The sequence below is a fragment of the Enterobacter sp. ECC-019 genome, from assembly GCF_043974075.1.
In the GTDB taxonomy this organism is placed as follows: domain Bacteria; phylum Pseudomonadota; class Gammaproteobacteria; order Enterobacterales; family Enterobacteriaceae; genus Enterobacter; species Enterobacter asburiae_D.
The window spans coordinates 2,625,780-2,648,067 of sequence record NZ_CP143759.1 but is presented as its reverse complement, the minus strand read 5'-3'; the positions used below and the strand labels follow the sequence as shown (position 1 = coordinate 2,648,067).

Here is a 22,288-nt window from a genome sequence, read left to right as displayed (position 1 = left end):
CCTCTGCTTTTTTTGTTCTTTTCGTAATTTAGCGTGCAATTGTGCTAAGAGGCAAGAAACGGTTACGCCTGCCCGGTAGAAATCAGCATCTTATGTCCCTCTATATCCAGCCTGCGGAACGACATGTTGTACGCGCGGGCAAGATGGGGCGGCGTAAGAACCCGATCCCGCGCACCGCTGGCGAGCATCTTTCCCTTCGACAGCAGCCACACCCGGTGGGCATGACGCAGGGTGTGGTTGAGGTCATGGCTACTCATCACCACGGCGATACCTTTTCGGCTCAGGGCGCTTAGCAGCGTATCCAGTGCCGCCTGCTGCGCCACGTCCAGACCGCTCATGGGTTCATCGAGAAGCAGCATCCGCCCGTGAGGATTGCCTGCCGGGTGGATCTGAAGGATGACCGCCGCCAGGCGCACCCGCTGCCACTCTCCGCCGGAAAGCTGGCTGGCGTGCCGGGACAGTTTATCTTCGAGCCCGAGCGCCGCGGCCACGTCCGTCAGCAGTGACGTTTGTTGTTTGTCGTGCAAATGCAGCATCAGATAGTGCCAGACCGGCATCGCAAAGGGTGGCATCTGCTGCTGCACGAGGTAACTGCGCCGATGCGCCAGCGAGACCGGAGACCAGTCGGCGAGCGTATGCTCCAGCAGCGTTATCTGCCCTTCTCCGTCGGTCATGCCTGCCATCCGAGCCAGCAGCGTGCTCTTCCCCGCACCGTTTGGCCCGACAAGATGCAGGATTTCGCCCGCATTGACGGTATCGGTTATCGGCTCCAGACGTCCCCTCTCGGCAACGTCCGTGAGCTGCATCAGCAACGACATTATTTCGCCAGCGCCAGCTTGATCGATTCCATGACGATCGGATCCTCAGGGGTCATATCCGGCGAAAAACGCTGAACGACCTGGCCGTCGCGGCCAATCAGGAATTTTTCAAAATTCCACAGGATATCGTCCGGGTAAAGCGGCGCGCGGCCTTTGCTGGCCATGCGTTCATAAAAACCGCTTCCTTCCGGCGCAACGGCCTTCGGCGCGGCAGCGATCAGCTTCGCATACAGCGGATGGCGGTCTTCACCGTTGACATCGATTTTGCTGAACATCGGGAACGTCACGCCATAGGTGGTGCTGCAGAAGGTTTTAATCTCCTCTTCGCTGCCTGGCTCCTGGCCGAGGAACTGGTTGCACGGGAAGCCCAGCACGGTGAAGCCGTCTTTCTCCCAGGCCTTCTGAATGTTTTCCAGTTGCTCGTACTGCGGCGTCAGGCCACATTTGGATGCCACGTTGACGATAAGCAACACGTTGCCTTTGTAGCCTTCCAGCGTGGTTTTCTCGCCGTCAATGGTGGTCACTTCGGTATTCAGGATAGTTGACTGCATAGCATTCCCTCAGGTTGTCTTACGGCTAGTTGATTTAACGTCCAGCTTTTAATAGTAGCCAGATAAATACCGGCGCGCCCAGCGTGGCGGTCACCACGCCAATCGGCAGCTCTGCGGCCGTCAGGGCAAGCCGGGCGATGATATCGGCCACCAGCAGCGTGACGGCCCCGGCAACCGCCGAAGCCGGAAGCAGGGTCCGATGGTCCGTGAGGCCACACAGACGCAGCATGTGCGGAATAACCAGCCCGATAAAACCGATCGCGCCCGCCAGAGCCACGCTGACGCCGACCAGCCAGCCAATGACGATCACCAGCACATTACGCCAGAACCCAATCGGCATGCCGAGCTGGCGGGCAGAGGTTTCACCCAGCGCGAGCATATTCAGCGGCTGCGCCTGCAGGGCAGCCCACACGATGACCGGTACCAGCAGCGCCATCAGCCAGCCCTGGTGCCAGTCAACGCCCCCAAAGCCGCCCATCATCCAGTACATTAGCTGACGCAAGTCAAAGGAGGTTGAAAAGTAGACCGCCCAGGTCATCAACGCGCTACAGATGATCCCCAGCGCTACGCCGGCAAGCAGCAGACGGCTGGTCGATAAGTGCCGTCTGGCGAAGCGAAGAAGGATTGCTGTGATCAGTAATGCGCCGAGAATAGCGCTCAGGCTAATACTCCATCCGGAGAGTTCTCCCCCGCCCAGCATCACCGCCGCAATCAGACCCACGCCAGCGCCGTTCGACACGCCGAGCAGCCCGGGCTCCGCCAGAGGGTTATCAAACAATGCCTGCATAATGGTGCCGCACAGCGCCAGCGCGGCGCCCACAAGAACCACTGCGACGGTGCGCGGCAGGCGAATTTGCCAGACAAAGAGCTGCCCGTCCGGCCCCCACCAGCTTTCAGGCCCTATCCATCGGTCCCCGGCGCAGAGGCTCACGGCCGCGGCGACAATGAGCAACAGCACCAGCAAAAGCAGGCGACGCTTATCGGAACGGTGCTGGCGATGGGCATAATCAAGCATGTGTACGGTTTTAGTAACGTGAGATGTAATTGATTTTACGGCGGGTTTGCCGGAGAGCGCAAAGAAAAAAGGCCGCGTGGGCGGCCTTTTTAGTTAGTTCATATTACTCTGCTTTGGGCGTTGCGTTTTCGACACGGCTTTTTAACTTCTGGCCGGGTCTGAAGGTCACCACGCGGCGGGCTGTAATGGGAATATCTTCCCCCGTCTTCGGGTTGCGGCCCGGACGTTGGTTTTTGTCTCGCAAATCAAAATTGCCAAAACCGGAGAGTTTTACCTGCTCACCATTTTCCAGAGCACGACGGATCTCTTCGAAAAACAGCTCTACCAGCTCTTTGGCATCCCGTTTGCTAAGCCCAAGCTTATCAAACAGATATTCTGACATTTCAGCTTTTGTAAGCGCCATAGGTTCAATCCCTCAATGATGCCTGGAATCGCTCTTTTAATGCCTCTACACATTTGGCGACGGTAGCGGCAATCTCCTCTTCTTCGAGTGTACGGCTGGTATCCTGAAGGATAAGGCTAATAGCGAGGCTCTTGAAACCTTCTGCTACGCCCTTGCCGCGGTACACGTCAAATAAGTTTACGCCAACTACCTGATTTACGCCAACTTTCTTACATTCGGCCAAAATATCTGCTGCGGGCACGTTTTCAGCGACGACAATCGCGATATCACGGCGGTTCGCCGGGAAGCGTGATACGTCCTGCGCCTGAGGAATGACGCGGTCTGCGACCGGGTTCCACTCCAGCTCGAACACGATGGTACGGCCATTCAGGTCCAGCTTACGCTCCAGCTCCGGATGAACAACTCCAATAAAACCAACGCGTTTACCGTCTAAATAAATCGCCGCGCTCTGGCCCGGATGCAGGGCTGGATTCGCTTCTGCGCGGAATTCAATTTCAGATAATTTACCGGTCAGATCCAGAATTGCTTCCAGATCGCCCTTCATATCGTAGAAATCAACCGTGCCTTTTGCCAGGTCCCAGTGCTCTTCATAGCGGTTACCGCTGATGGCACCAGCCAGCATGAGATCCTGACGGATGCCTAAATTTGCCTGATTATCCGGTACAAAGCGCAAACCGCTTTCGAAAATTCGCACGCGGTTTTGCTGACGATTCTGGTTATAAACGACAGTACCCAGCAGGCCCGTCCACAGAGACAGACGCATCGCGGACATTTCGCTGGAGATTGGGCTTGGCAGGATCAGCGCCTCCTGGCCCGGGTGGATCAGCTGCTGAAGCTTTGGATCCACAAAGCTGTAGGTGATCACTTCCTGGTAGCCTTTGTCGTTCAGCATGGTTTTCACACGCTTCAGGGACAGGTCGGCTTCACGGTGGGCACCCATCACCAGACCTGCCTGGACAGGCTCGTCAGGGATGTTGTTGTAGCCATAAACGCGGGCCACTTCTTCCACCAGATCTTCTTCAATTTCCATGTCGAAACGCCATGATGGCGCAACGGCTTTCCACTCGTCCTGGCCTTCGGTCACTTCACAGCCCAGACGCGTCAGGATATCGGTCACCTGCGCATCAGCAACGTGATGGCCAATCAGGCGGTCCAGCTTGCTGCGGCGCAGGGTGATGGTCGCACGCTTCGGCAGGGTCGCTTCGTTGGTAACGTCGATAACCGGGCCCGCTTCGCCGCCGCAGATGTCGATCAGCAGGCGGGTCGCGCGTTCCATCGCTTTGTACTGCAGCGCCGGGTCAACGCCGCGCTCGTAGCGGTGAGAGGCATCGGTATGCAGGCCGTGACGGCGTGCGCGACCGGTGATGGAGAGCGGGCTGAAGAACGCGCATTCCAGCAGGACGTTTTGCGTCTCGTCGTTTACGCCTGAGTGCTCGCCCCCGAAGATACCGCCCATTGCCAGCGCTTTGCTGTGGTCAGCAATCACCAGGGTATCGGCGTTCAGTTTCGCTTCGCTGCCGTCCAGCAGAACCAGGGTTTCGCCCTCTTTCGCCATGCGCACAACGATACCGCCGTCGATACGATCTTTATCGAACGCGTGCATCGGCTGACCCTGCTCCAGCAGAACGTAGTTAGTCACGTCAACCACGGCGTCGATAGAGCGGATACCGCAGCGGCGCAGCTTCTCTTTCATCCACAGCGGGGTTGGCGCTTTCACGTTAATGCCTTTCACCACGCGACCGAGGTAGCGCGGGCAAGCATCCGCAGCGTCAACCTGAATAGGCAGCACGTCACTGATGGTCGCTTCAACCGGCGCGATGTCCGGCGCGTTCAGTTCGGTCTGGTTCAGCACGGCCACGTCGCGCGCCACGCCGATGATACCTAAGCAGTCGGCACGGTTTGGCGTGACGCTGATTTCGATGGTGTTGTCGTCAAGCTTCAGGTATTCACGGATATCGGTGCCGACTGGCGCATCCAGCGGCAGCTCAATGATGCCGTTGTGGTCGTCAGAAATACCCAGCTCGGAGAAGGAGCACAGCATGCCTTCAGACGGCTCGCCGCGCAGCTTAGCCGCTTTAATTTTGAAATCACCCGGCAGCACCGCACCGACGGTCGCCACGGCCACCTTCAGGCCCTGACGGCAGTTTGGCGCACCGCAGACGATATCCAGCAGACGGTCACCGCCCACGTTCACTTTTGTCACGCGCAGTTTGTCAGCGTTAGGGTGCTGGCCGCACTCTACCACTTCGCCGACAACCACGCCGTTGAAGGCACCGGAAACCGGCTCGACGCCGTCCACTTCCAGACCTGCCATGGTGATCTGGTTAGAAAGCGCGTCGCTGTCCAGCGTGGTGTTCACCCACTCGCGTAACCACAGTTCACTGAATTTCATTGTTCTGTCCTGCCCTTATTTAAACTGTTTGAGGAAACGCAGATCGTTTTCGAAGAATGCACGTAAGTCGGTCACGCCGTAGCGCAGCATGGTCAGACGCTCCATGCCCATGCCGAAGGCAAAGCCGGAGTAAACTTCCGGATCGATACCCACGTTGCGCAGCACGTTTGGATGCACCATGCCGCAGCCCAGCACTTCCAGCCATTTGCCGTTTTTACCCATCACGTCAACTTCCGCAGACGGTTCGGTGAACGGGAAGTAGGACGGACGGAAACGAACCTGCAGATCTTCCTCAAAGAAGTTGTTCAGGAAATCGTGCAGCGTGCCCTTCAGGTTGGTGAAGCTGATGTTTTTATCAACAATCAGACCTTCCATCTGGTGGAACATTGGGGTGTGGGTCTGATCGTAGTCGTTACGATAGACGCGGCCCGGCGCGATAATACGGATTGGCGGCGCCTGATCCTTCATGGTACGGATCTGAACGCCTGAGGTCTGAGTACGCAGCAGACGCGTAGCGTCGAACCAGAAAGTGTCGTGGTCAGCGCGTGCCGGATGATGGCCAGGAATGTTCAGGGCGTCGAAGTTATGGTAATCATCTTCGATTTCCGGGCCAGTCGCCACGGTAAAGCCGAGCTCACCGAAGAAACTTTCAATGCGATCGATGGTGCGGGTAACCGGATGCAGACCGCCGTTTTCGATACGGCGACCTGGCAGAGAAACGTCAATCGTCTCTGCGGCCAGACGCGCATTCAGCACCGCGCTTTCCAGCTCGGCTTTGCGCGCGTTCAGCGCCTGCTGTACCTGCTCTTTGGCTTCGTTAATCACCGCACCCGCTGCCGGGCGTTCTTCTGGCGGCAGCTCACGCAGGGTTGTCATCTGAAGGGTCAAGTGCCCTTTCTTCCCAAGATATTCGACGCGGACATTGTCTAACGCGGCAACATCTGAGGCCTGATTAATGGCGGCTGTTGCACTGGCAACCAGCTCTGCGAGATGTGACATGATTTTCCTCATTATGTCGGTGCAGACACCGATTTGGTGGAGTTATTCTCTCAAATTCAGGCACAAAAAAAGCCTCCATCGGGAGGCTTATCTGGCGCTGTTTTTCGTTTCATCTTTCACGCGCTAGCCTCCTGAAATCAGGTGCTAAAGTAAAAGAAGAAGCGGAAAATAGCAGCATTCATGCTTGCGTTACCTTGTCTGGTAAAAACCGTTAAGGCCTTATTGAAAAGCCTGGACGGATAAATGTCAATCTTCTGATGGTGTTAAATGAAAAGAGGGAGCAAAGCCCCCTCTTTCAACTGGCTTATGCCAGTGCTGCTTTCGCTTTTTCGACCAGAGCGGTGAACGCTACTTTGTCGAATACTGCGATGTCAGCCAGGATCTTACGGTCGATTTCAACAGAGGCTTTTTTCAGGCCGTTGATGAATTTGCTGTAAGAAATACCGTTCTGACGTGCTGCTGCGTTGATACGCGCAATCCACAGTTGACGGAACTGACGCTTACGCTGACGACGGTCACGGTAAGCGTACTGACCTGCTTTGATAACAGCCTGGAAGGCAACGCGGTAAACGCGTGAACGCGCACCGTAGTAGCCTTTAGCTTGTTTCAAAATTTTCTTGTGACGTGCACGTGCAATTACACCACGTTTTACGCGAGCCATATGTGCTCTCCTGTATCTATATTCTTAGTAAAAAAATTAAACGTTAACGGCTTATGCGTACGGCAGGCACGCGATAACCAGACCCAGATCGCCTTTAGAAACGAGGCCTTTTGGACGCAGGTGACGTTTACGCTTAGTAGATTTTTTGGTCAGAATATGACGCAGGTTTGCGTGCTTACGCTTAAATCCACCACCACCGGTTTTTTTGAAGCGCTTAGCAGCACCGCGTACGGTCTTAATTTTTGGCATCTTAATAACTTCCACTTCGCATTGTTAAATAAACGAAACATAGGCGAACAAAACCTATGAAACCCGAAGGCTCCACAGATTTTGCTGCTTGAAGGCCTTACTGTTTCTTCTTAGGAGCGAGCACCATGATCATCTGGCGGCCTTCGATCTTCGTAGGGAAGGATTCGACTACTGCCAGTTCACTCAGATCGTCACGGACGCGGTTAAGCACTTCCATACCAATCTGTTGGTGGGCCATCTCACGACCGCGGAAACGCAGTGTGATCTTGGCCTTATCGCCATCTTCCAGAAAGCGAATCAGGCTGCGGAGTTTTACCTGATAATCGCCATCGTCGGTACCAGGACGGAATTTAATTTCCTTAACCTGGATAACTTTTTGCTTCTTCTTCTGTTCCTTAGAAGACTTACTCTTTTCATAAAGGAACTTGCCGTAGTCCATGATACGACAAACTGGCGGTTCGGCGTTAGGGCTGATTTCAACTAAATCTACTCCAGCTTCTTCAGCTTTTTCGATCGCTTCTCTCAGACTCACAATCCCCAGTGGTTCACCTTCAAGATCTGTTAAGCGAACTTCCTGGGCGCGAATCTCGCCATTGATACGATTCGGACGTGCCGTTTGAACTCGTTTTCCGCCTTTAATACCTTATTCCTCCAGTTGTTGAAGACTGCGGCTGCGAATCTCTTGTTGCAGCTTCTCAATCACTTCACTTACGTCCAGGCTCCCCAGGTCTTTACCACGGCGGGTGCGAACGGCAACTTTGCCTGCTTCCACCTCTTTATCACCACAGACCAACATATACGGGACACGACGTAAAGTGTGCTCGCGGATTTTAAAGCCAATCTTCTCATTTCTCAAGTCTGCTTTTACGCGAATGCCCGCATTTTGTAGTTTCTGCGTCAATTCTTTAACGTAATCCGCCTGAGAATCGGTAATGTTCATCACCACGACCTGCACTGGCGCAAGCCAGGTTGGGAAGAAGCCTGCGAACTCTTCGGTCAGGATGCCGATGAAGCGCTCCAGAGAACCGAGAATTGCACGGTGAATCATTACCGGTACCTGACGCTCGTTGTCTTCGCCAACATAAGAGGCGCTTAAACGCTGCGGCAGGGAGAAGTCCAGCTGTACAGTACCGCACTGCCAAGCTCTGTCGAGACAGTCATACAGGGTAAATTCAATTTTCGGACCGTAGAATGCGCCCTCGCCCAGCTGGTATTCGAACGGAATGCCGTTCTCTTCCAGCGCCACGGCGAGATCCGCTTCTGCGCGATCCCAGGTCTCATCGCTACCGATACGTTTTTCCGGACGCGTTGAGAGTTTGACAACGATCTTCTCGAAGCCAAAGGTGCTGTACATATCGTAGACCATACGAATACAGGCGTTAACTTCGTCACGGACCTGATCTTCAGTACAGAAGATATGCGCATCATCCTGAGTAAAGCCACGAACACGCATCAGACCGTGCAGCGCACCTGATGGCTCGTTACGGTGGCAGCTACCGAACTCCGCCATACGCAGCGGCAGGTCGCGGTAGGATTTCAGACCCTGGTTGAAGATCTGAACGTGGCCCGGGCAGTTCATTGGCTTGATGCAGTATTCACGGTTCTCAGACGAGGTGGTGAACATCGCATCTTTGTAGTTGTCCCAGTGGCCGGTTTTTTCCCACAGCACACGGTCCATCATGAACGGGCCTTTCACTTCCTGATACTGGTACTCTTTCAGCTTGGAGCGTACGAAAGTTTCCAGTTCACGGAAGATGGTCCAGCCGTCGTTATGCCAGAACACCATACCCGGCGCTTCTTCCTGCATGTGGTACAGGTCAAGCTGCTTACCGATTTTACGGTGGTCACGCTTCGCCGCCTCTTCCAGGCGCAGCAGGTACGCGTTCAGGGCTTTTTTATCGGCCCACGCGGTACCATAAATACGCTGCAACATCTTGTTGTTGCTGTCGCCACGCCAGTAGGCGCCCGCGATCTTCATCAGCTTAAAGTGATGACAGAAGCGCATGTTCGGCACGTGCGGTCCACGGCACATGTCGACGTATTCTTCGTGATGGTACAAGCCAGGCTTGTCATCATGCGAAATGTTTTCGTCAAGAATAGAGACCTTGTAGCTCTCGCCGCGCTTCACGAAGGTTTCACGCGCTTCGTGCCAGCTGACTTTCTTCTTGATGACGTCATAGTTCGTTTCGGCGAGCTCGTGCATACGTTTTTCGAGCGCGTCGATATCTTCCTGAGTCAGGGTGTGGTCAAGGTCAACGTCGTAGTAGAAACCGTTATCGATAACCGGACCGATCGCCATTTTGGTGTTTGGCCACAGCTGTTTGATGGCATGGCCTAACAGGTGTGCGCAGGAGTGACGAATGATCTCCAGACCTTCTTCGTCTTTCGCGGTGATGATGGCAAGCGTCGCATCGTTTTCGATCAGATCGGAGGCATCCACCAGCTCACCGTTAACGCGGCCAGCGATAGTCGCTTTTGCGAGGCCAGGACCAATGTCCAGGGCAACATCCATTGGGCTAACAGCACGGTCGAAATGGCGTTGACTGCCATCAGGAAGAGTAATTACAGGCATTTTATATCCTTATTTGCAGTGATGCCCCACACATAAGAGCATATACAAAGAAAATAATCGTGATTTGACAATAGATTACGACACCATCTGACCAACAATCGTCAAATTGGTTCGTCATCATTCACCTGCCGAATTCAGATTAATGCGGATTTACGGCAAGCGACGTAATGTTAACACTAACGCAAAGGAGATTGCACCCTCTGCGGCCAGATTGATGGGCTGGCACTTTCGTACGAATTTGCAGGTTGCTTCTCCCCTGCGCTCACATTTCGAAGATGCTGAGCTACTCTTGAACAGGTCTTTAAACCCAAAGGTGCATACCATGAACGTATCCAGTAGAACGGTTGTGATATTGAATATCCTTTCCGCCACAGGTTTATTGTTGATTCTCGCCGAACGATTCCACTGGTTCTGAACCGCCCCCTACGCTGGCATAACCCAATCGAGCTGAAAAGGGGCATATTTCGGCCCTGTTTGGTAGACTGTGGGTATCAACGAACAAGGATTAGGTTATGCCAACAAAACGATTTGCCGTAAAACACTGGAAAATGGTGCTGGTGCTGATTGCCATCTGCGGCGCAATGCTGCTACTCCGTTGGGCGGCAATGATTTGGGGCTAGGGGCGAAGACAGGTCATCAGAAGGGACGTCAAAAAGCCACAGACAATAAACGGGCCGACATCATCGTCGGCCCGCTTTCATTACATTCTATAACCCAGTGAAACCGTGGTTCTGCGGTCGGTATGATCCGGCGCAGATTCTGGTGGTGAAGAGTTCCAGGTCACGTTGTAGGCGACTTTCAGACCAAAGTGTTCGTTGATAGCCACGTTCAGCGCCGTTTCAGAGTTCAGCGTCGTGTCGTCGGCACCAAATACAGAAACACCCTGGGTAAATTTGGTGTTGTCAGTCATCTGCCAGGCATAAGTACCGGAAGCGTAACCGAGCGGTTGGGTTTTGGTATCGCCATTAGTGTACTCGTCATAACGCACACCCGGACCGAATTCAAAACGGAGGCTGTGTACCGGACCGTTCAGGAACTGGCGACCATAACCGGCGGTGAACACATCGCGCTGGCGATAACCGTTGTAACGGTCGGTTAACCAACTTGCCTGTCCAAACAGGTAGTCATAGTCGGTCATGTTGTAACGGCTACGTCCGCCTAGCGCATATTTCTCGGAAGAACGTTCGTCATTAGCGGAAGTGTTGCTGGCATTACCCCACAGAGACCAGGCGGTGGTGTTGCCGTACCAGGTGAGCGTACTGTCCGCCGTCAGAGAAGAGCTTTTCGTGTTACCGGATTGTGCCAGGTACCCGGCGTTCAGGTTACCTTCGAACGGTTTTTTCGCGGTGGAAGGATCGTCCATGACAGTAAAAACGGTATCATCAGCGGTCGCGTTCATAGCCGCAAACACGCCACCCGCCAGCATCAGTGCAGCGGGCACTGTCTTTAAAAGCTTCATTTTATTAAGGAGTCCGTACAACAAAAAAAGAGACCACACGGTCCCGGAATCTTTCTTGAGGATCAATGACAAGGCGTCCAGAGAAAGGTAACAAATTATAAAAAGCTGCTAATAACATAGCAATGTTTTCTTATTTCATTTTTTGAATAAGAACGATCTCAAAAAACGTTTTATTTTATATATCCCCCGCCTCACTTTTTGTCAGTATTCATATTTAAAATCATACTGTTATTTACATTGCCTTCCTGACAAATGGTGCCAGGCTAATAAGAACCCATGCTAAAAGGAGGTAATGATGGTTTCTATCTATACTCTGACGCTCTCCCCTTCCCTGGATTCCGCCACCCTGACGCCGCAGATTTACCCGGAAGGTAAATTGCGCTGTAGCGCCCCGGTCTTTGAGCCCGGCGGCGGCGGGATCAATGTGGCGCGCGCCATTACACACCTTGGCGGCAAAGCCACGGCCATTTTCCCCACGGGCGGTGCCACCGGCGAACACCTGGTCTCTCTACTGGCAGATGAACAGGTGGCCGTAGAGACCGTCGAGGCCAAAGACTGGACGAGGCAAAACCTGCATGTCCATGTGGGATCCAGCGGCGAGCAGTACCGTTTTGTAATGCCGGGCGCGAAACTCAGCGATGACGAGTTTCGTCAGCTTGAAGAGAAAGTGCTGACGATAGAAAGCGGCGCGCTGCTGGTGGTAAGCGGCAGTCTGCCGCCCGGCGTAAGCACGGAAAAATTAACGGCGCTGATTCAGGCGGTACAGCAGCGCGGCATCCGCTGCATTGTCGACAGCAGCGGTGAGGCCCTGCAGGCGGCCCTGGTGCCGGGCAATCTGGAGCTGGTCAAACCCAACCAGAAAGAGTTAAGCGCGCTGGTCAACCGCGAACTGACGCAGCCTGATGATGTTCGCACCACCGCGCAGGAGCTGGTACGCAGCGGCAAAGCGAGACGCGTAGTCGTCTCCCTTGGTCCCCAGGGGGCGCTGGCAGTCGATGAATCGTCGTCCGTTCAGGTTGTCCCACCGCCGATGAAGAGCCAGAGCACGGTTGGCGCTGGCGATAGCATGGTGGGCGCGATGACGCTAAAACTGGCTCAGGGTGCATCTCTACTGGAAATGACACGCTACGGCGTGGCGGCGGGTAGCGCCGCAACCATCAATCAGGGCACGCGTCTTTGTTCACTTGCCGATACGCAAAAAATCGTCGATTACCTGTCCCGAAACTAACGCCTTTTCCCCTTCGTCTTTACGGAGGGGAATGTTCTCTCTGAGTCGCCAAACGCAAACTATCGACTATGCTAAGAAAACTTCCATGATAACAATGAGGTGAATTATGAGCAGTGGTGACATCACACGTTACGTCGTGACCATCAACCTTCATGAAGCATCGCTGACCGAGCTGAATGAGCTCAACAATGCTTTCACCCGGGCTAATTTTCTCCTTACGCTGACGGATGACGAGGGCAATATTCATGATTTAGGCACCCTGGCATTTGGTCTGATCGCCGCCCTGAGCCAGGAAGAGGTCCATGAGCTGGCCGCCAGCCTGGTGGAAAGCGTGACCGACAAGCCTGCCGAGATAGACGTGGATACCTGGGAAAGTTGGCGGAAAAAAGAACAATAAGTGCGCTGCATGCATTTAAACCGCTCAGGTGTGCGTTAGTTCGTATTTTTTTACCGCAGTTATGCGCTAACTTTATGATCTGGCAGACAACATGGGAGAGACAACATGTGGCAGGCTATCAGTCATCTTTTACGTGAGCAACTGGGTGAAGGTGAAATCGAACTGCGTAACGAACTGCCAGGCGGAGAGATCCACGCCGCGTGGCATTTACGCTACGCAGGACGCGATCTTTTCGTTAAATGTGACGAGCGAGAATTGCTCCCGATATTTTCCGCCGAAGCCGACCAGCTGGCGCTATTGTCGCGCAGCAAAACGGTGACCGTCCCGCAGGTTCTGGCCGTAGGGAGTGACCGCGACTACAGTTTCCTGGTGATGGAGTATCTCCCCGCCCGGCCGCTGGATGCCCATAATGCTTTCATACTCGGCCAACAGTTAGCGCGACTGCATCAATGGAGCGACCAGCCGCAGTTTGGTCTCGATTTTGACAACGATCTCTCCACCACGCCACAGCCCAATGCCTGGCAGCGTCGCTGGTCGACATTTTTTGCCGAACAGCGCATTGGCTGGCAGCTTGAGCTGGCTGCCGAGAAAGGGCTGGAATTTGGCAATATTGATGCCATCGTCGAGCACGTTCAGCAGCGTCTGGCATCCCACCAGCCTCAGGCGTCTCTGCTTCACGGCGATTTGTGGTCCAATAACTGCGCGCTGGGTCCCAACGGCCCCTATATCTTCGACCCGGCCTGCTACTGGGGTGATAGAGAGTGCGATCTTGCCATGCTGCCGCTTCATCCGGAGCAGCCGCCGCAAATATACGACGGATACCAGTCTGTTTCCCCCCTGCCGCCCGGTTTCCTCGACCGCCAGCCGGTGTATCAGCTTTATACGCTGATGAACCGTGCCATTCTTTTTGGCGGGGAACACCTGGTTAACGCCCAGCGGGCACTCGAGCGTCTGCTTGCCGCCTGAGAAGCGAACGGGTGGCATTGCCGCCACCCTTATCGCTTACAGAAAACCGAGCAGTGAAAAGAAGAAGTATCCCGCCACAATGATGATCACGGGAAGGATATAGAGCGGGAAAATTTGCAGGAAAATGGTGTGACGCGGCACAACAATGCGGGATTCAATCTGCTCCCGACTCATTCCTTCCGAGCCTTTGGCCTGCTCCAGAATCAACTGATCCTCAACGCCTTCGCGTAAAAAGCGCGTCTGGCGGCCCATTCTCGCGCCAGAGGCCTGCAGCGCCAGCGCGACAAAGATCAGGGCATATATCACCCAAAAGCCGATATTCAGCTGTTGATGAAAATCCGGGGTGGGTGAGTTAAACCAGAAGACATTCAAAAATGGCGTATTAAAACGCATCATCTCAATCATGACATGAGCGAAATCAAGCATTACCGCATTGATACCCGGCTGTTTTTCGCTGTGATCGTACATAAATTTGAGTACAGAAATCAGCGTAGAAATGACGGCGGGAATAAAAATCACCCAGCCAGCAATACGTTTTAAGACCGCGATGCGTCCAGCTTGTTGATACGTCATCAGTTCCTCTTCATAAAGACGCGTTATTTGTGCCTAAGTCTACCTGCTGGTCATCAATTTCGCCCGCTCTTTAAAAGCAATATGCTAAATTGCAGATTGTGCTTAGCACGTATCGTCTGTCGAACACCCTGGATAAGGAGACGTTGTGATGTCGACACCGCGCCAAATTCTTGCCGCAATTTTTGACATGGATGGATTATTGATCGATTCCGAACCGCTATGGGATCGCGCCGAACTGGACGTGATGGCCAGCCTGGGCGTGGATATCAGCCGCCGTAATGAACTTCCCGATACGCTGGGCCTGCGCATCGATATGGTGGTTGACCTGTGGTTTGCCCAACAGCCGTGGGTAGGTCCCAATCGCGATGAGGTGACCGCACGCATTATCAGCCGCGCCATTTCTCTGGTGGAAGAGAACAGGCCGCTGCTACCCGGCGTACGTGAGGCTGTCGCGCTGTGTAAAGCCCAGGGTCTGAAGGTTGGCCTGGCTTCCGCTTCACCTCTGCATATGCTGGAAAAAGTGCTCACGATGTTTGAACTGCGCGACAGTTTCGACGCGCTGGCGTCCGCTGAAAAATTGCCTTACAGCAAGCCGCACCCGCAGGTCTATCTGGACTGTGCCGCAAAACTGGGTCTGGATCCCATCAACTGCGTTGCGCTGGAAGATTCCGTTAACGGTATGGTGGCGTCGAAGGCTGCGCGGATGCGATCCATTGTGGTGCCCGCAGAAGAAGGCCGTCACGATCCCCGGTTTGCTCTTGCCAATGTGAAGCTTAATTCACTGGCAGAACTCACGGCGCATCACCTGCAGGGCGGTTAACACCCTCCTCCGGTTTGTGACAAACAGTTACACCGTCACCTCTTCCGCCTACTGTATAAAAACCCTATACTGTATGAATTGACAGTTTTGTGGGTTTTATCATGACGGCGGAAGGCCACCTGCTTTTTTCTATTGCGTGTGCAGTATTTGCCAAAAACGCTGAACTCACCCCCGTGCTGGCACAGGGGGACTGGTGGCATATTGTCCCTTTCGCCGTATTGACCTGTCTGCTGCCCGACATTGACCATCCCAAATCCTTTCTCGGACAACGCCTGAAGTGGGTGTCGAAACCCATCGCCCGCGCGTTCGGCCACCGGGGGTTTACACACAGCCTGCTGGCCGTGTTTGGCCTGCTGACACTTTTCTATTTAAAGGTGCCCGAAAGCTGGATAGTCCCTGCCGATGCCATCCAGGGGATGGTGCTGGGCTATTTAAGCCATATTCTCGCCGATATGCTGACGCCTGCGGGCGTGCCGCTGCTTTGGCCCTGCCGCTGGCGTTTCCGTTTTCCCATCCTCGCCCCGCAGAAAGGTAACCAGCTTGAGCGCGTATTGTGCATGGCGCTGTTTGCTTACGCCGTCTGGATGCCGCAAACATTGCCCGAAAATAGTGCAGTTCGCTGGTCATCCCAGATGATTAATTCGCTGCAATTTCAGTTTAATCGCTTTATTCACCACCAGATTGAACAGTAAACCGACAAAATTATCCCATTTGTCATAACCCATTCCATTTGGATATAAGCGCTACATCACACTTCTGCTAACCTTCCGCCAACAGGATCGGTAAAAACCGACCCAATAATAAATCAGGAGAACGGGGATGAATTTTCCACTCATCGCGAACGTCGTTGTGTTCGTTGTATTGCTATTGCTTCTCGCGCAGGCGCGCCACAAACAGTGGAGCCTGGCGAAAAAAGTGCTGGTTGGTCTGGCCATGGGTGTCGTATTTGGTCTGGCATTACAGGCAATTTATGGCTCCGATAATCCAGTTCTGAAAGACTCTATTCAGTGGTTCAACATCGTCGGTAACGGCTATGTCCAGCTGCTGCAGATGATCGTTATGCCGCTGGTGTTCGCCTCTATTCTGAGCGCCGTGGCCCGCCTGCATAACGCCACTCAGCTGGGAAAAATCAGTTTCCTGACCATTGGTACGCTGCTGTTCACCACGCTGATTGCCGCGCTGGTGGGTGTGCTGGTCACCAACCTGTTTGGCCTGACCGCAGAAGGTCTGGTTCAGGGTACCGCTGAAACGGCGCGTCTTACCGCGATTCAAACCAACTACGTTGGGAAAGTGGCTGACCTGACCGTGCCGCAGATGGTGCTCTCCTTCATTCCGAAGAACCCGTTTGCTGACCTGACCGGTGCGAGCCCAACCTCGATCATCAGCGTGGTTATTTTCGCCGCGTTCCTGGGCGTAGCGGCGCTGAAGCTGCTGAAAGACGACGCGCCTAAAGGCGAACGCGTGCTGACCGCGATTGACACCCTGCAAAGCTGGGTGATGAAGCTGGTTCGCCTGGTCATGCAGCTCACCCCTTACGGCGTGCTGGCGCTGATGACCAAAGTGGTTGCCGGCTCTAACCTGCAGGACATCATTAAGCTGGGCAGCTTCGTTGTCGCCTCTTATCTGGGCCTGGGCATTATGTTCGTGGTGCACGGAATCCTGCTGGGCGTGAACGGCGTCAGCCCGCTGAAATACTTCCGTAAAGTCTGGCCGGTACTGACCTTTGCCTTCACCAGCCGTTCCAGCGCCGCGTCTATTCCGCTGAATGTTGAAGCGCAAACCCGTCGTCTGGGCGTGCCTGAATCCATCGCCAGCTTCTCTGCCTCCTTTGGTGCCACCATTGGTCAGAACGGCTGTGCGGGTCTGTACCCGGCGATGCTGGCCGTGATGGTCGCCCCGACGGTGGGTATCAATCCGCTGGATCCGGTATGGATCGCCACGCTGGTCGGGATTGTTACCATCAGCTCCGCAGGCGTTGCGGGTGTTGGCGGTGGCGCAACCTTCGCCGCGCTGATTGTGCTGCCTGCGCTGGGTCTGCCGGTGACGCTGGTCGCGCTGCTGATCTCCGTTGAGCCGCTGATCGACATGGGCCGTACCGCGCTGAACGTGAGCGGCTCCATGACCGCCGGTACGCTGACCAGCCAGTGGCTGAAGCAGACCGACAAAGCGATTCTGGAAAGTGAAGACGACGCCGAGCTGGCGCACCGTTAATCACGGTAGAAATAAAAAAACCGCCTGATGGCGGTTTTTTTATGGCTGTTATTCTTCAACCTCTTCATCCTGGCGGATCTGCATCGCCCACCGTTGCGCTGACTCCGGCACCGTAAACGTGGGAGAGCGACGGAAATGTTCGCCGATCAGCACAAAGGCCACATATTTCCCCCGCAGCTGCCAGACATCGCGAAAACCCTCCACTTTCAGGGCATGGTCAGGCGGCGCGGGCTCAACGCGGGGCACATAGCTAATAACCTGGCGGTTTTGTTGACGAAGAGGTTTCATAAGCGACTGGTTCACTAAAGCAAATTCTTGAAGCAGGAAAATTCTATGATAGCCGATCCTGCTGCCTTCCGTCGCGCTCCGAGTGGGTGGGATGGCTCCTTTCGTTAATGACGGCATGTGAAAACTCTTAGTTCGCGAGCTATCTCGCGACATTGTTCTATCCTTAATAGGGTTTTTAGCAATGGATAAAGGAGAAGCGTGCAATGTCGAACAAAGATAAAACACATCAATCACCGATTCATGGCACTGAGGAATCTCAACCGGGTATGGACTCTCTCGCCCCTGCTGACGGCTCTCACCGCCCCTCCCCTGGCCCTTCCGCGCCAGGCGAACAGCCCACCGCACCGGGAAGCGTGAAATCGCCGGACACGGGAAACGAGAAGCTGAAATCGCTTGAGCCACACCGTAAAGGCGGCGAAGGTTTTGCGCTCACCACCAATCAGGGCGTGCGCATTGCTGACGATCAGAACTCCCTTCGCGCAGGCGCGCGCGGGCCAACCCTGCTGGAAGACTTTATCCTGCGGGAAAAAATCACCCATTTTGACCATGAGCGCATTCCGGAACGCATCGTTCACGCGCGCGGTTCCGCTGCGCACGGCTACTTCCAGCCATACAAGAGCCTGAAAGCGATCACCAAAGCGGACTTCCTCTCCGACCCGGACAAAATTACTCCGGTATTTGTGCGCTTCTCCACCGTGCAGGGCGGCGCAGGTTCGGCAGATACCGTCCGGGATATCCGCGGCTTTGCCACCAAGTTTTATACCGAAGAGGGTATTTTCGATCTGGTCGGCAACAATACCCCGGTGTTCTTCATTCAGGACGCGCATAAATTTCCTGACTTTGTCCATGCGGTAAAACCGGAGCCCCACTGGGCCATACCGCAGGGACAAAGTGCGCACGACACCTTCTGGGACTATGTTTCCCTGCAGCCTGAAACCTTACACAACGTGATGTGGGCGATGTCAGACCGCGGCATTCCGCGCAGCTACCGCACCATGGAAGGGTTTGGCATCCACACCTTCCGTCTGATCAACGCCGAGGGTAAAGCCACGTTTGTGCGCTTCCACTGGAAGCCGGTGGCGGGTAAAGCCTCGCTGGTATGGGACGAGGCGCAGAAGCTGACCGGGCGCGATCCGGACTTCCATCGCCGCGAGCTGTGGGAATCTATAGAAGCGGGTGATTTCCCGGAATACGAACTGGGCCTGCAGCTCATTCCGGAAGAGGACGAATTTAAGTTTGATTTCGATCTTCTTGACCCGACGAAGCTGATCCCGGAAGAGCTGGTGCCGGTGCAGCTGGTGGGTAAAATGGTGCTCAACCGCAACCCGGATAATTTCTTTGCCGAAAACGAACAGGTTGCGTTCCACCCTGGGCATATCGTGCCGGGGCTGGATTTCACCAACGATCCGCTTTTGCAGGGTCGTTTGTTCTCGTATACCGATACGCAGATCAGCCGTCTCGGCGGACCGAACTTCCACGAAATTCCGATTAACCGCCCAACCTGTCCGTACCACAATTTCCAGCGCGACGGGATGCACCGTCAGGATATTGATACCAACCCGGCTAACTATGAGCCGAACTCCATCAACGATAACTGGCCGCGCGAAACCCCTCCCGGGCCGAAACGCGGTGGATTCGAATCGTACCAGGAGCGTATCGACGGCAACAAAATTCGCGAGCGCAGCCCGTCGTTCGGCGAGTATTACGCCCACCCTCGCCTGTTCTGGAACAGCCAGACGCCGATTGAGCAACAGCACATTATCGGCGGCTTCAGCTTTGAGTTGAGTAAGGTGGTGCGTACCTACATCCGCGAGCGGGTGGTCGATCAGCTGGCGCGCATTGATATTCAGCTCGCTCAGAGCGTTGCGGATAACCTGGGTATTACGCTGACCGATGAGCAGCGCAACCTTGCGCCGCCGAAAGAGGTTAACGGCGTGAAGAAAGATCCGTCGCTGAGCCTGTATGCCGTGCCGGGTGGCTCGATTAAAGGCCGCGTGGTCGCCATCCTGCTGAACGACAACACCCGCGCCAGCGACGTGCTGGGGATCATGCAGGCGCTGAAAACCCAGGGCGTGCATTTGAAACTGCTTTATTCCCGCATGGGGGAAGTGACCGCCGATGACGGCTCCGTGCTGCCGGTGGCCGCAACCTTTGCCGGGGCGCCATCGCTGACCGTCGATGCGGTGATTGTACCGTGCGGGGATATTGACAGTCTGCTGAATAACGGTGACGCCGTGTATTATCTGCTGGAAGCCTATAAGCACCTGAAACCGATCGCGCTGTCCGGCGACGCGCGACAGTTTAAGGCGCAGCTGAAGGTGGCCGATCAGGGTGAGGACGGTATTGTCGAGGGCGACAACGTTGACGATGCGTTCATGACGAAGCTGTTTGATTTGCTCGCCGCGCACCGCGTCTGGTCGCGCAGCAGTAAGGTTGACCAGATACCGGCGTAAAAAAAGCCCGGTGGCGGCTTCGCCTTACCGGGCCTACAAGAGTTCGCAGGTCGTTCGTAGGCCGGGTAAGGCGAAGCCGCCACCCGGCATCTTTTACAGATCCCTGAACGTTCCCAACCGATACCCACGCTCGGCAATCGCGTATTTCAACGACGGCGACGTCAGGACATCCAGCTCCGCCAGACGCGGCCAGCAGTAGGCGCTTTTACGCACAGTGTTATCGACAAACGCCGGATGCGCCATCACTTCTACCGACTTTTCCCCCCGCGCGGCGGAATCATCCAGCACCTTCAGGAACAGCGCTTCGTCGATCTCGTCGCCGTAAAATGCGCTGCTGAACCCCTCTGTGGTTGTCACGGCGCAGTCCGGCACGCCGCGCGCGTCCCGATCCATGCGCATCGCCACGCCTTTGCGCTGCGCAAACTCCGCGACAATCGGGAAAATCGCCGGGATCATGTGCACGTGGTGATGACTGTCGATGTGCGTCGGCGCCTTACCAAACACATCAACAAAGCGGTTGAACTGACGCTCCAGCTCGCCGGCAATCTCTTCGAGCGGCAGAGCATCCTGCTCCGCCAGTTCCCAAATCCATTTGCCCAGCTGGCCGTCGCGCGTCAGGCCCGGCATTGGCGAAAGCGGTATCCCGAGCGTCAGCACAAAATGCATGCCGACGCCCAGCTCAGGCACCTCGCGGCTCAGCTGCGCCGCGTGTTCAACCGCCTCACCATTCACCAGTGCCGTGGTAGAGGTCACAACCCCTCGGCGACAGGCTTCAATAATGCCGTAGTTCTGGCCTTTCGAGAGGCCAAAATCATCAGCATTAACGATCAGCAGGTTTTCCATTGTGCGTCCTCTTAGTGATGTTTGAGCTTCAGCTTCTCGATCGTGGCGGCAAAGTTCGGCAACCATTTTTCATGTGCCAGGATCATCTCGCTGGCCAGCTGTTCCGCGTCGCGGTCAGAATGCACCAGCGGGCTGAGGTTCAGCGCCAGAAGCACGTCATTGAGCTCGCCGCTCAGCGCCGCATTGCTTGCCGCCACTTCAAAGCCTTTGATGGTGTGGATCAGGCCCATGACCTTATCATCGAAGTGGGTGATGCGTGGATGCGGTTTAGCGCCATCGCGTCCAAGGATGCAGGTCATCTCGACGGCCCAGTCTGCCGGGATATTGTCGATATGGCCGTGGTGCGGCACGTTGACATAGTGCTCCGCCTGCTTGTCGTTGTAGATGGCGTTAATCACCTCGCACGCCGCATCGGAGTAGTAGGCCCCGCCACGCTGCTCCAGCTCTTTCGGTTTGATGTTCAGGTTCGGATCTTTATACAAATCGAACAGCTGCTTCTCGACTTTCTGAACGATCTGCGCGCGCGCGCCGCCCTTATAGTACTCGCCCATTTCGATGGCCAGCATCTCTTTCTGCTTGAAGTAGTAAAGCAGGTACGAGCACGGCAGCAGGTTCAGCGAGCGGATCAGCCCTTCGCTGAACGGCAGGTCAAAGATGTTTTTCACCGATGCCGCGGTCAGGCGACCGGAAGCCACACCGTCGAGCAGTTCGGCAAAACGCGATTTTCCGTTCACGATAACGTCTTTAATGAACACCATGTGGTTCAGGCCGAACAGGTCGATGGAGAGATCGTCGCTGTCGGTCAGCGCCAGCACGTCGTGGATAAACATCTTCATACCGATCGGAATATTACAGACGCCGATAAAGCGTTTGAAACCGGTATGACGATAGACCGCCTCGGTCACCATCCCGGCCGGGTTGGTGAAGTTAATCACCCACGCGTTTGGGCAAATCTCCTGCACGTCTTTGACGATGTCGAAAATGACCGGGATGGTACGCAGCCCTTTAAACAGGCCGCCCGCGCCGTTGGTCTCCTGCCCGAGATAGCCGTGGCTCAGCGGAATACGCTCGTCCAGCTCGCGCGCTTTCAACTGGCCAACGCGCAGCTGGGTTGTCACGAAATCCGCATCTTTCAGCGCCAGACGACGGTCCAGGGTTTTATGCACAGTCAGAGGCACGCCCGCTTTCTCCACCATTCGCTTGCACAGGTCAAAAATAATATTCAGCTTTTCCTCACCTTCCTCCACGTCCACCAGCCATAATTCGCTGACCGGTAATTCATGATAACGTTTCAGGAAACCTTCAAGTAATTCCGGGGTATAGCTGCTGCCGCCACCAATGGTTACGACTTTTAATTTCTTCTGCATAATATCTCCCTTAGCGTATCAGG

General features: G+C 54.9%; 25 protein-coding genes and 1 other annotated feature. Of the genes, 9 read left to right on the top strand and 16 right to left on the bottom strand.

The window, feature by feature from the left end:
- Positions 1 to 62: 62 nt before the first annotated feature.
- From btuD to thrS, 11 genes are all read right to left on the bottom strand, one after another.
- A complete protein-coding gene (gene btuD / locus V1566_RS12610; RefSeq protein WP_395303495.1) occupies positions 63 to 818 on the bottom strand; it encodes a vitamin B12 ABC transporter ATP-binding protein BtuD in 756 nt (251 codons plus the stop codon).
- A complete protein-coding gene (locus V1566_RS12605; protein WP_395303494.1) occupies positions 818 to 1,369 on the bottom strand; it encodes a glutathione peroxidase in 552 nt (183 codons plus the stop codon). The genes btuD and V1566_RS12605 overlap by 1 nt, the downstream gene beginning before the upstream one ends.
- A 34-nt stretch (positions 1,370 to 1,403) precedes the next feature.
- Positions 1,404 to 2,384, bottom strand: a complete 981-nt coding sequence (gene btuC / locus V1566_RS12600; RefSeq protein WP_032650944.1) for a vitamin B12 ABC transporter permease BtuC — start codon at positions 2,382 to 2,384, stop codon at positions 1,404 to 1,406.
- A gap of 103 nt (positions 2,385 to 2,487) precedes the next feature.
- Complete coding sequence (ihfA, locus tag V1566_RS12595) at positions 2,488 to 2,787, bottom strand: integration host factor subunit alpha (RefSeq protein ID WP_003857805.1); 300 nt, start codon at positions 2,785 to 2,787, stop codon at positions 2,488 to 2,490.
- A 4-nt stretch (positions 2,788 to 2,791) separates the two neighbouring features.
- Complete coding sequence (gene pheT, locus V1566_RS12590) at positions 2,792 to 5,179, bottom strand: phenylalanine--tRNA ligase subunit beta (protein WP_395303493.1); 2,388 nt, start codon at positions 5,177 to 5,179, stop codon at positions 2,792 to 2,794.
- A 15-nt stretch (positions 5,180 to 5,194) separates the two neighbouring features.
- On the bottom strand, positions 5,195 to 6,178 hold the full coding sequence (gene pheS, locus V1566_RS12585) for a phenylalanine--tRNA ligase subunit alpha (protein ID WP_021241084.1): 984 nt from the start codon (positions 6,176 to 6,178) through the stop codon (positions 5,195 to 5,197).
- A gap of 62 nt (positions 6,179 to 6,240) precedes the next feature.
- Positions 6,241 to 6,365: a sequence feature (Phe leader region), on the bottom strand.
- Positions 6,316 to 6,360 carry a pheST operon leader peptide PheM gene (gene pheM, locus V1566_RS12580; RefSeq protein ID WP_001386830.1) on the bottom strand — a complete coding sequence of 15 codons (45 nt, stop codon included), beginning with the start codon at positions 6,358 to 6,360 and terminating at the stop codon, positions 6,316 to 6,318. Its footprint overlaps the feature before it by 45 nt.
- Before the next feature lie 117 nt (positions 6,366 to 6,482).
- The gene (rplT, locus tag V1566_RS12575) at positions 6,483 to 6,839 is read right to left on the bottom strand and encodes a 50S ribosomal protein L20 (RefSeq protein WP_000124850.1); all 357 of its coding nucleotides are present in this window, start codon (positions 6,837 to 6,839) and stop codon (positions 6,483 to 6,485) included.
- A 51-nt stretch (positions 6,840 to 6,890) separates the two neighbouring features.
- Positions 6,891 to 7,088, bottom strand: a complete 198-nt coding sequence (rpmI, locus tag V1566_RS12570; RefSeq protein WP_003030583.1) for a 50S ribosomal protein L35 — start codon at positions 7,086 to 7,088, stop codon at positions 6,891 to 6,893.
- Between the two features lie 97 nt (positions 7,089 to 7,185).
- A complete protein-coding gene (infC, locus tag V1566_RS12565) occupies positions 7,186 to 7,728 on the bottom strand; it encodes a translation initiation factor IF-3 (protein WP_014069901.1) in 543 nt (180 codons plus the stop codon).
- 3 nt (positions 7,729 to 7,731) lie between these two features.
- Entirely contained in the window at positions 7,732 to 9,660 is a 1,929-nt protein-coding gene (thrS, locus tag V1566_RS12560) for a threonine--tRNA ligase (protein WP_008500657.1), read from the bottom strand.
- Between the two features lie 142 nt (positions 9,661 to 9,802).
- Here thrS and yncL point away from each other — a divergent pair, with 142 nt between their 5' ends.
- A complete protein-coding gene (yncL, locus tag V1566_RS12555; RefSeq protein WP_395303492.1) occupies positions 9,803 to 10,075 on the top strand; it encodes a stress response membrane protein YncL in 273 nt (90 codons plus the stop codon).
- A 97-nt stretch (positions 10,076 to 10,172) separates the two neighbouring features.
- Entirely contained in the window at positions 10,173 to 10,280 is a 108-nt protein-coding gene (gene yniD, locus V1566_RS12550) for a small membrane protein YniD (RefSeq protein ID WP_008500658.1), read from the top strand.
- A gap of 80 nt (positions 10,281 to 10,360) precedes the next feature.
- On the opposite strand, the gene V1566_RS12545 is transcribed toward yniD, so the two are convergent.
- Complete coding sequence (locus tag V1566_RS12545) at positions 10,361 to 11,119, bottom strand: YdiY family protein (RefSeq protein ID WP_395303491.1); 759 nt, start codon at positions 11,117 to 11,119, stop codon at positions 10,361 to 10,363.
- Between the two features lie 295 nt (positions 11,120 to 11,414).
- On the opposite strand from V1566_RS12545, the gene pfkB reads away from it, so the two are divergent.
- From pfkB to V1566_RS12530, 3 genes are all read left to right on the top strand, one after another.
- On the top strand, positions 11,415 to 12,347 hold the full coding sequence (pfkB, locus tag V1566_RS12540) for a 6-phosphofructokinase II (RefSeq protein WP_395305986.1): 933 nt from the start codon (positions 11,415 to 11,417) through the stop codon (positions 12,345 to 12,347).
- 106 nt (positions 12,348 to 12,453) lie between these two features.
- Positions 12,454 to 12,744, top strand: coding sequence for a type V toxin-antitoxin system endoribonuclease antitoxin GhoS (gene ghoS / locus V1566_RS12535; RefSeq protein WP_395303490.1), 291 nt, complete (start codon positions 12,454 to 12,456; stop codon positions 12,742 to 12,744).
- A gap of 105 nt (positions 12,745 to 12,849) precedes the next feature.
- The gene (locus V1566_RS12530; protein ID WP_395303489.1) at positions 12,850 to 13,710 is read left to right on the top strand and encodes a fructosamine kinase family protein; all 861 of its coding nucleotides are present in this window, start codon (positions 12,850 to 12,852) and stop codon (positions 13,708 to 13,710) included.
- 36 nt (positions 13,711 to 13,746) lie between these two features.
- On the opposite strand, the gene V1566_RS12525 is transcribed toward V1566_RS12530, so the two are convergent.
- Entirely contained in the window at positions 13,747 to 14,283 is a 537-nt protein-coding gene (locus V1566_RS12525) for a YniB family protein (protein WP_395303488.1), read from the bottom strand.
- 148 nt (positions 14,284 to 14,431) lie between these two features.
- Between V1566_RS12525 and hxpB the strand changes: the two genes are divergently transcribed.
- From hxpB to V1566_RS12510, 3 genes are all read left to right on the top strand, one after another.
- Complete coding sequence (gene hxpB / locus V1566_RS12520) at positions 14,432 to 15,103, top strand: hexitol phosphatase HxpB (RefSeq protein ID WP_395303487.1); 672 nt, start codon at positions 14,432 to 14,434, stop codon at positions 15,101 to 15,103.
- Between the two features lie 101 nt (positions 15,104 to 15,204).
- Positions 15,205 to 15,795: a metal-dependent hydrolase gene (locus tag V1566_RS12515; RefSeq protein ID WP_395303486.1), complete on the top strand. Its 591-nt coding sequence runs from the start codon at positions 15,205 to 15,207 to the stop codon at positions 15,793 to 15,795.
- Positions 15,796 to 15,922: 127 nt separating this feature from the next.
- Positions 15,923 to 17,314, top strand: a complete 1,392-nt coding sequence (locus V1566_RS12510) for an L-cystine transporter (RefSeq protein ID WP_029740442.1) — start codon at positions 15,923 to 15,925, stop codon at positions 17,312 to 17,314.
- Positions 17,315 to 17,362: 48 nt separating this feature from the next.
- On the opposite strand, the gene cedA is transcribed toward V1566_RS12510, so the two are convergent.
- Entirely contained in the window at positions 17,363 to 17,719 is a 357-nt protein-coding gene (gene cedA, locus V1566_RS12505; protein ID WP_074166726.1) for a cell division activator CedA, read from the bottom strand.
- A gap of 86 nt (positions 17,720 to 17,805) precedes the next feature.
- Between cedA and katE the strand changes: the two genes are divergently transcribed.
- Positions 17,806 to 20,055 carry a catalase HPII gene (katE, locus tag V1566_RS12500; RefSeq protein WP_395303485.1) on the top strand — a complete coding sequence of 750 codons (2,250 nt, stop codon included), beginning with the start codon at positions 17,806 to 17,808 and terminating at the stop codon, positions 20,053 to 20,055.
- Positions 20,056 to 20,148: 93 nt separating this feature from the next.
- Here the strand turns inward: katE and chbG are convergent, their stop codons facing one another.
- Both chbG and V1566_RS12490 read right to left on the bottom strand, forming a co-directional pair.
- Positions 20,149 to 20,898: a chitin disaccharide deacetylase gene (chbG, locus tag V1566_RS12495; protein ID WP_395303484.1), complete on the bottom strand. Its 750-nt coding sequence runs from the start codon at positions 20,896 to 20,898 to the stop codon at positions 20,149 to 20,151.
- Between the two features lie 11 nt (positions 20,899 to 20,909).
- Positions 20,910 to 22,265, bottom strand: a complete 1,356-nt coding sequence (locus V1566_RS12490; protein ID WP_395303483.1) for a 6-phospho-beta-glucosidase — start codon at positions 22,263 to 22,265, stop codon at positions 20,910 to 20,912.
- Between the last annotated feature and the right edge of the window lie 23 nt (positions 22,266 to 22,288).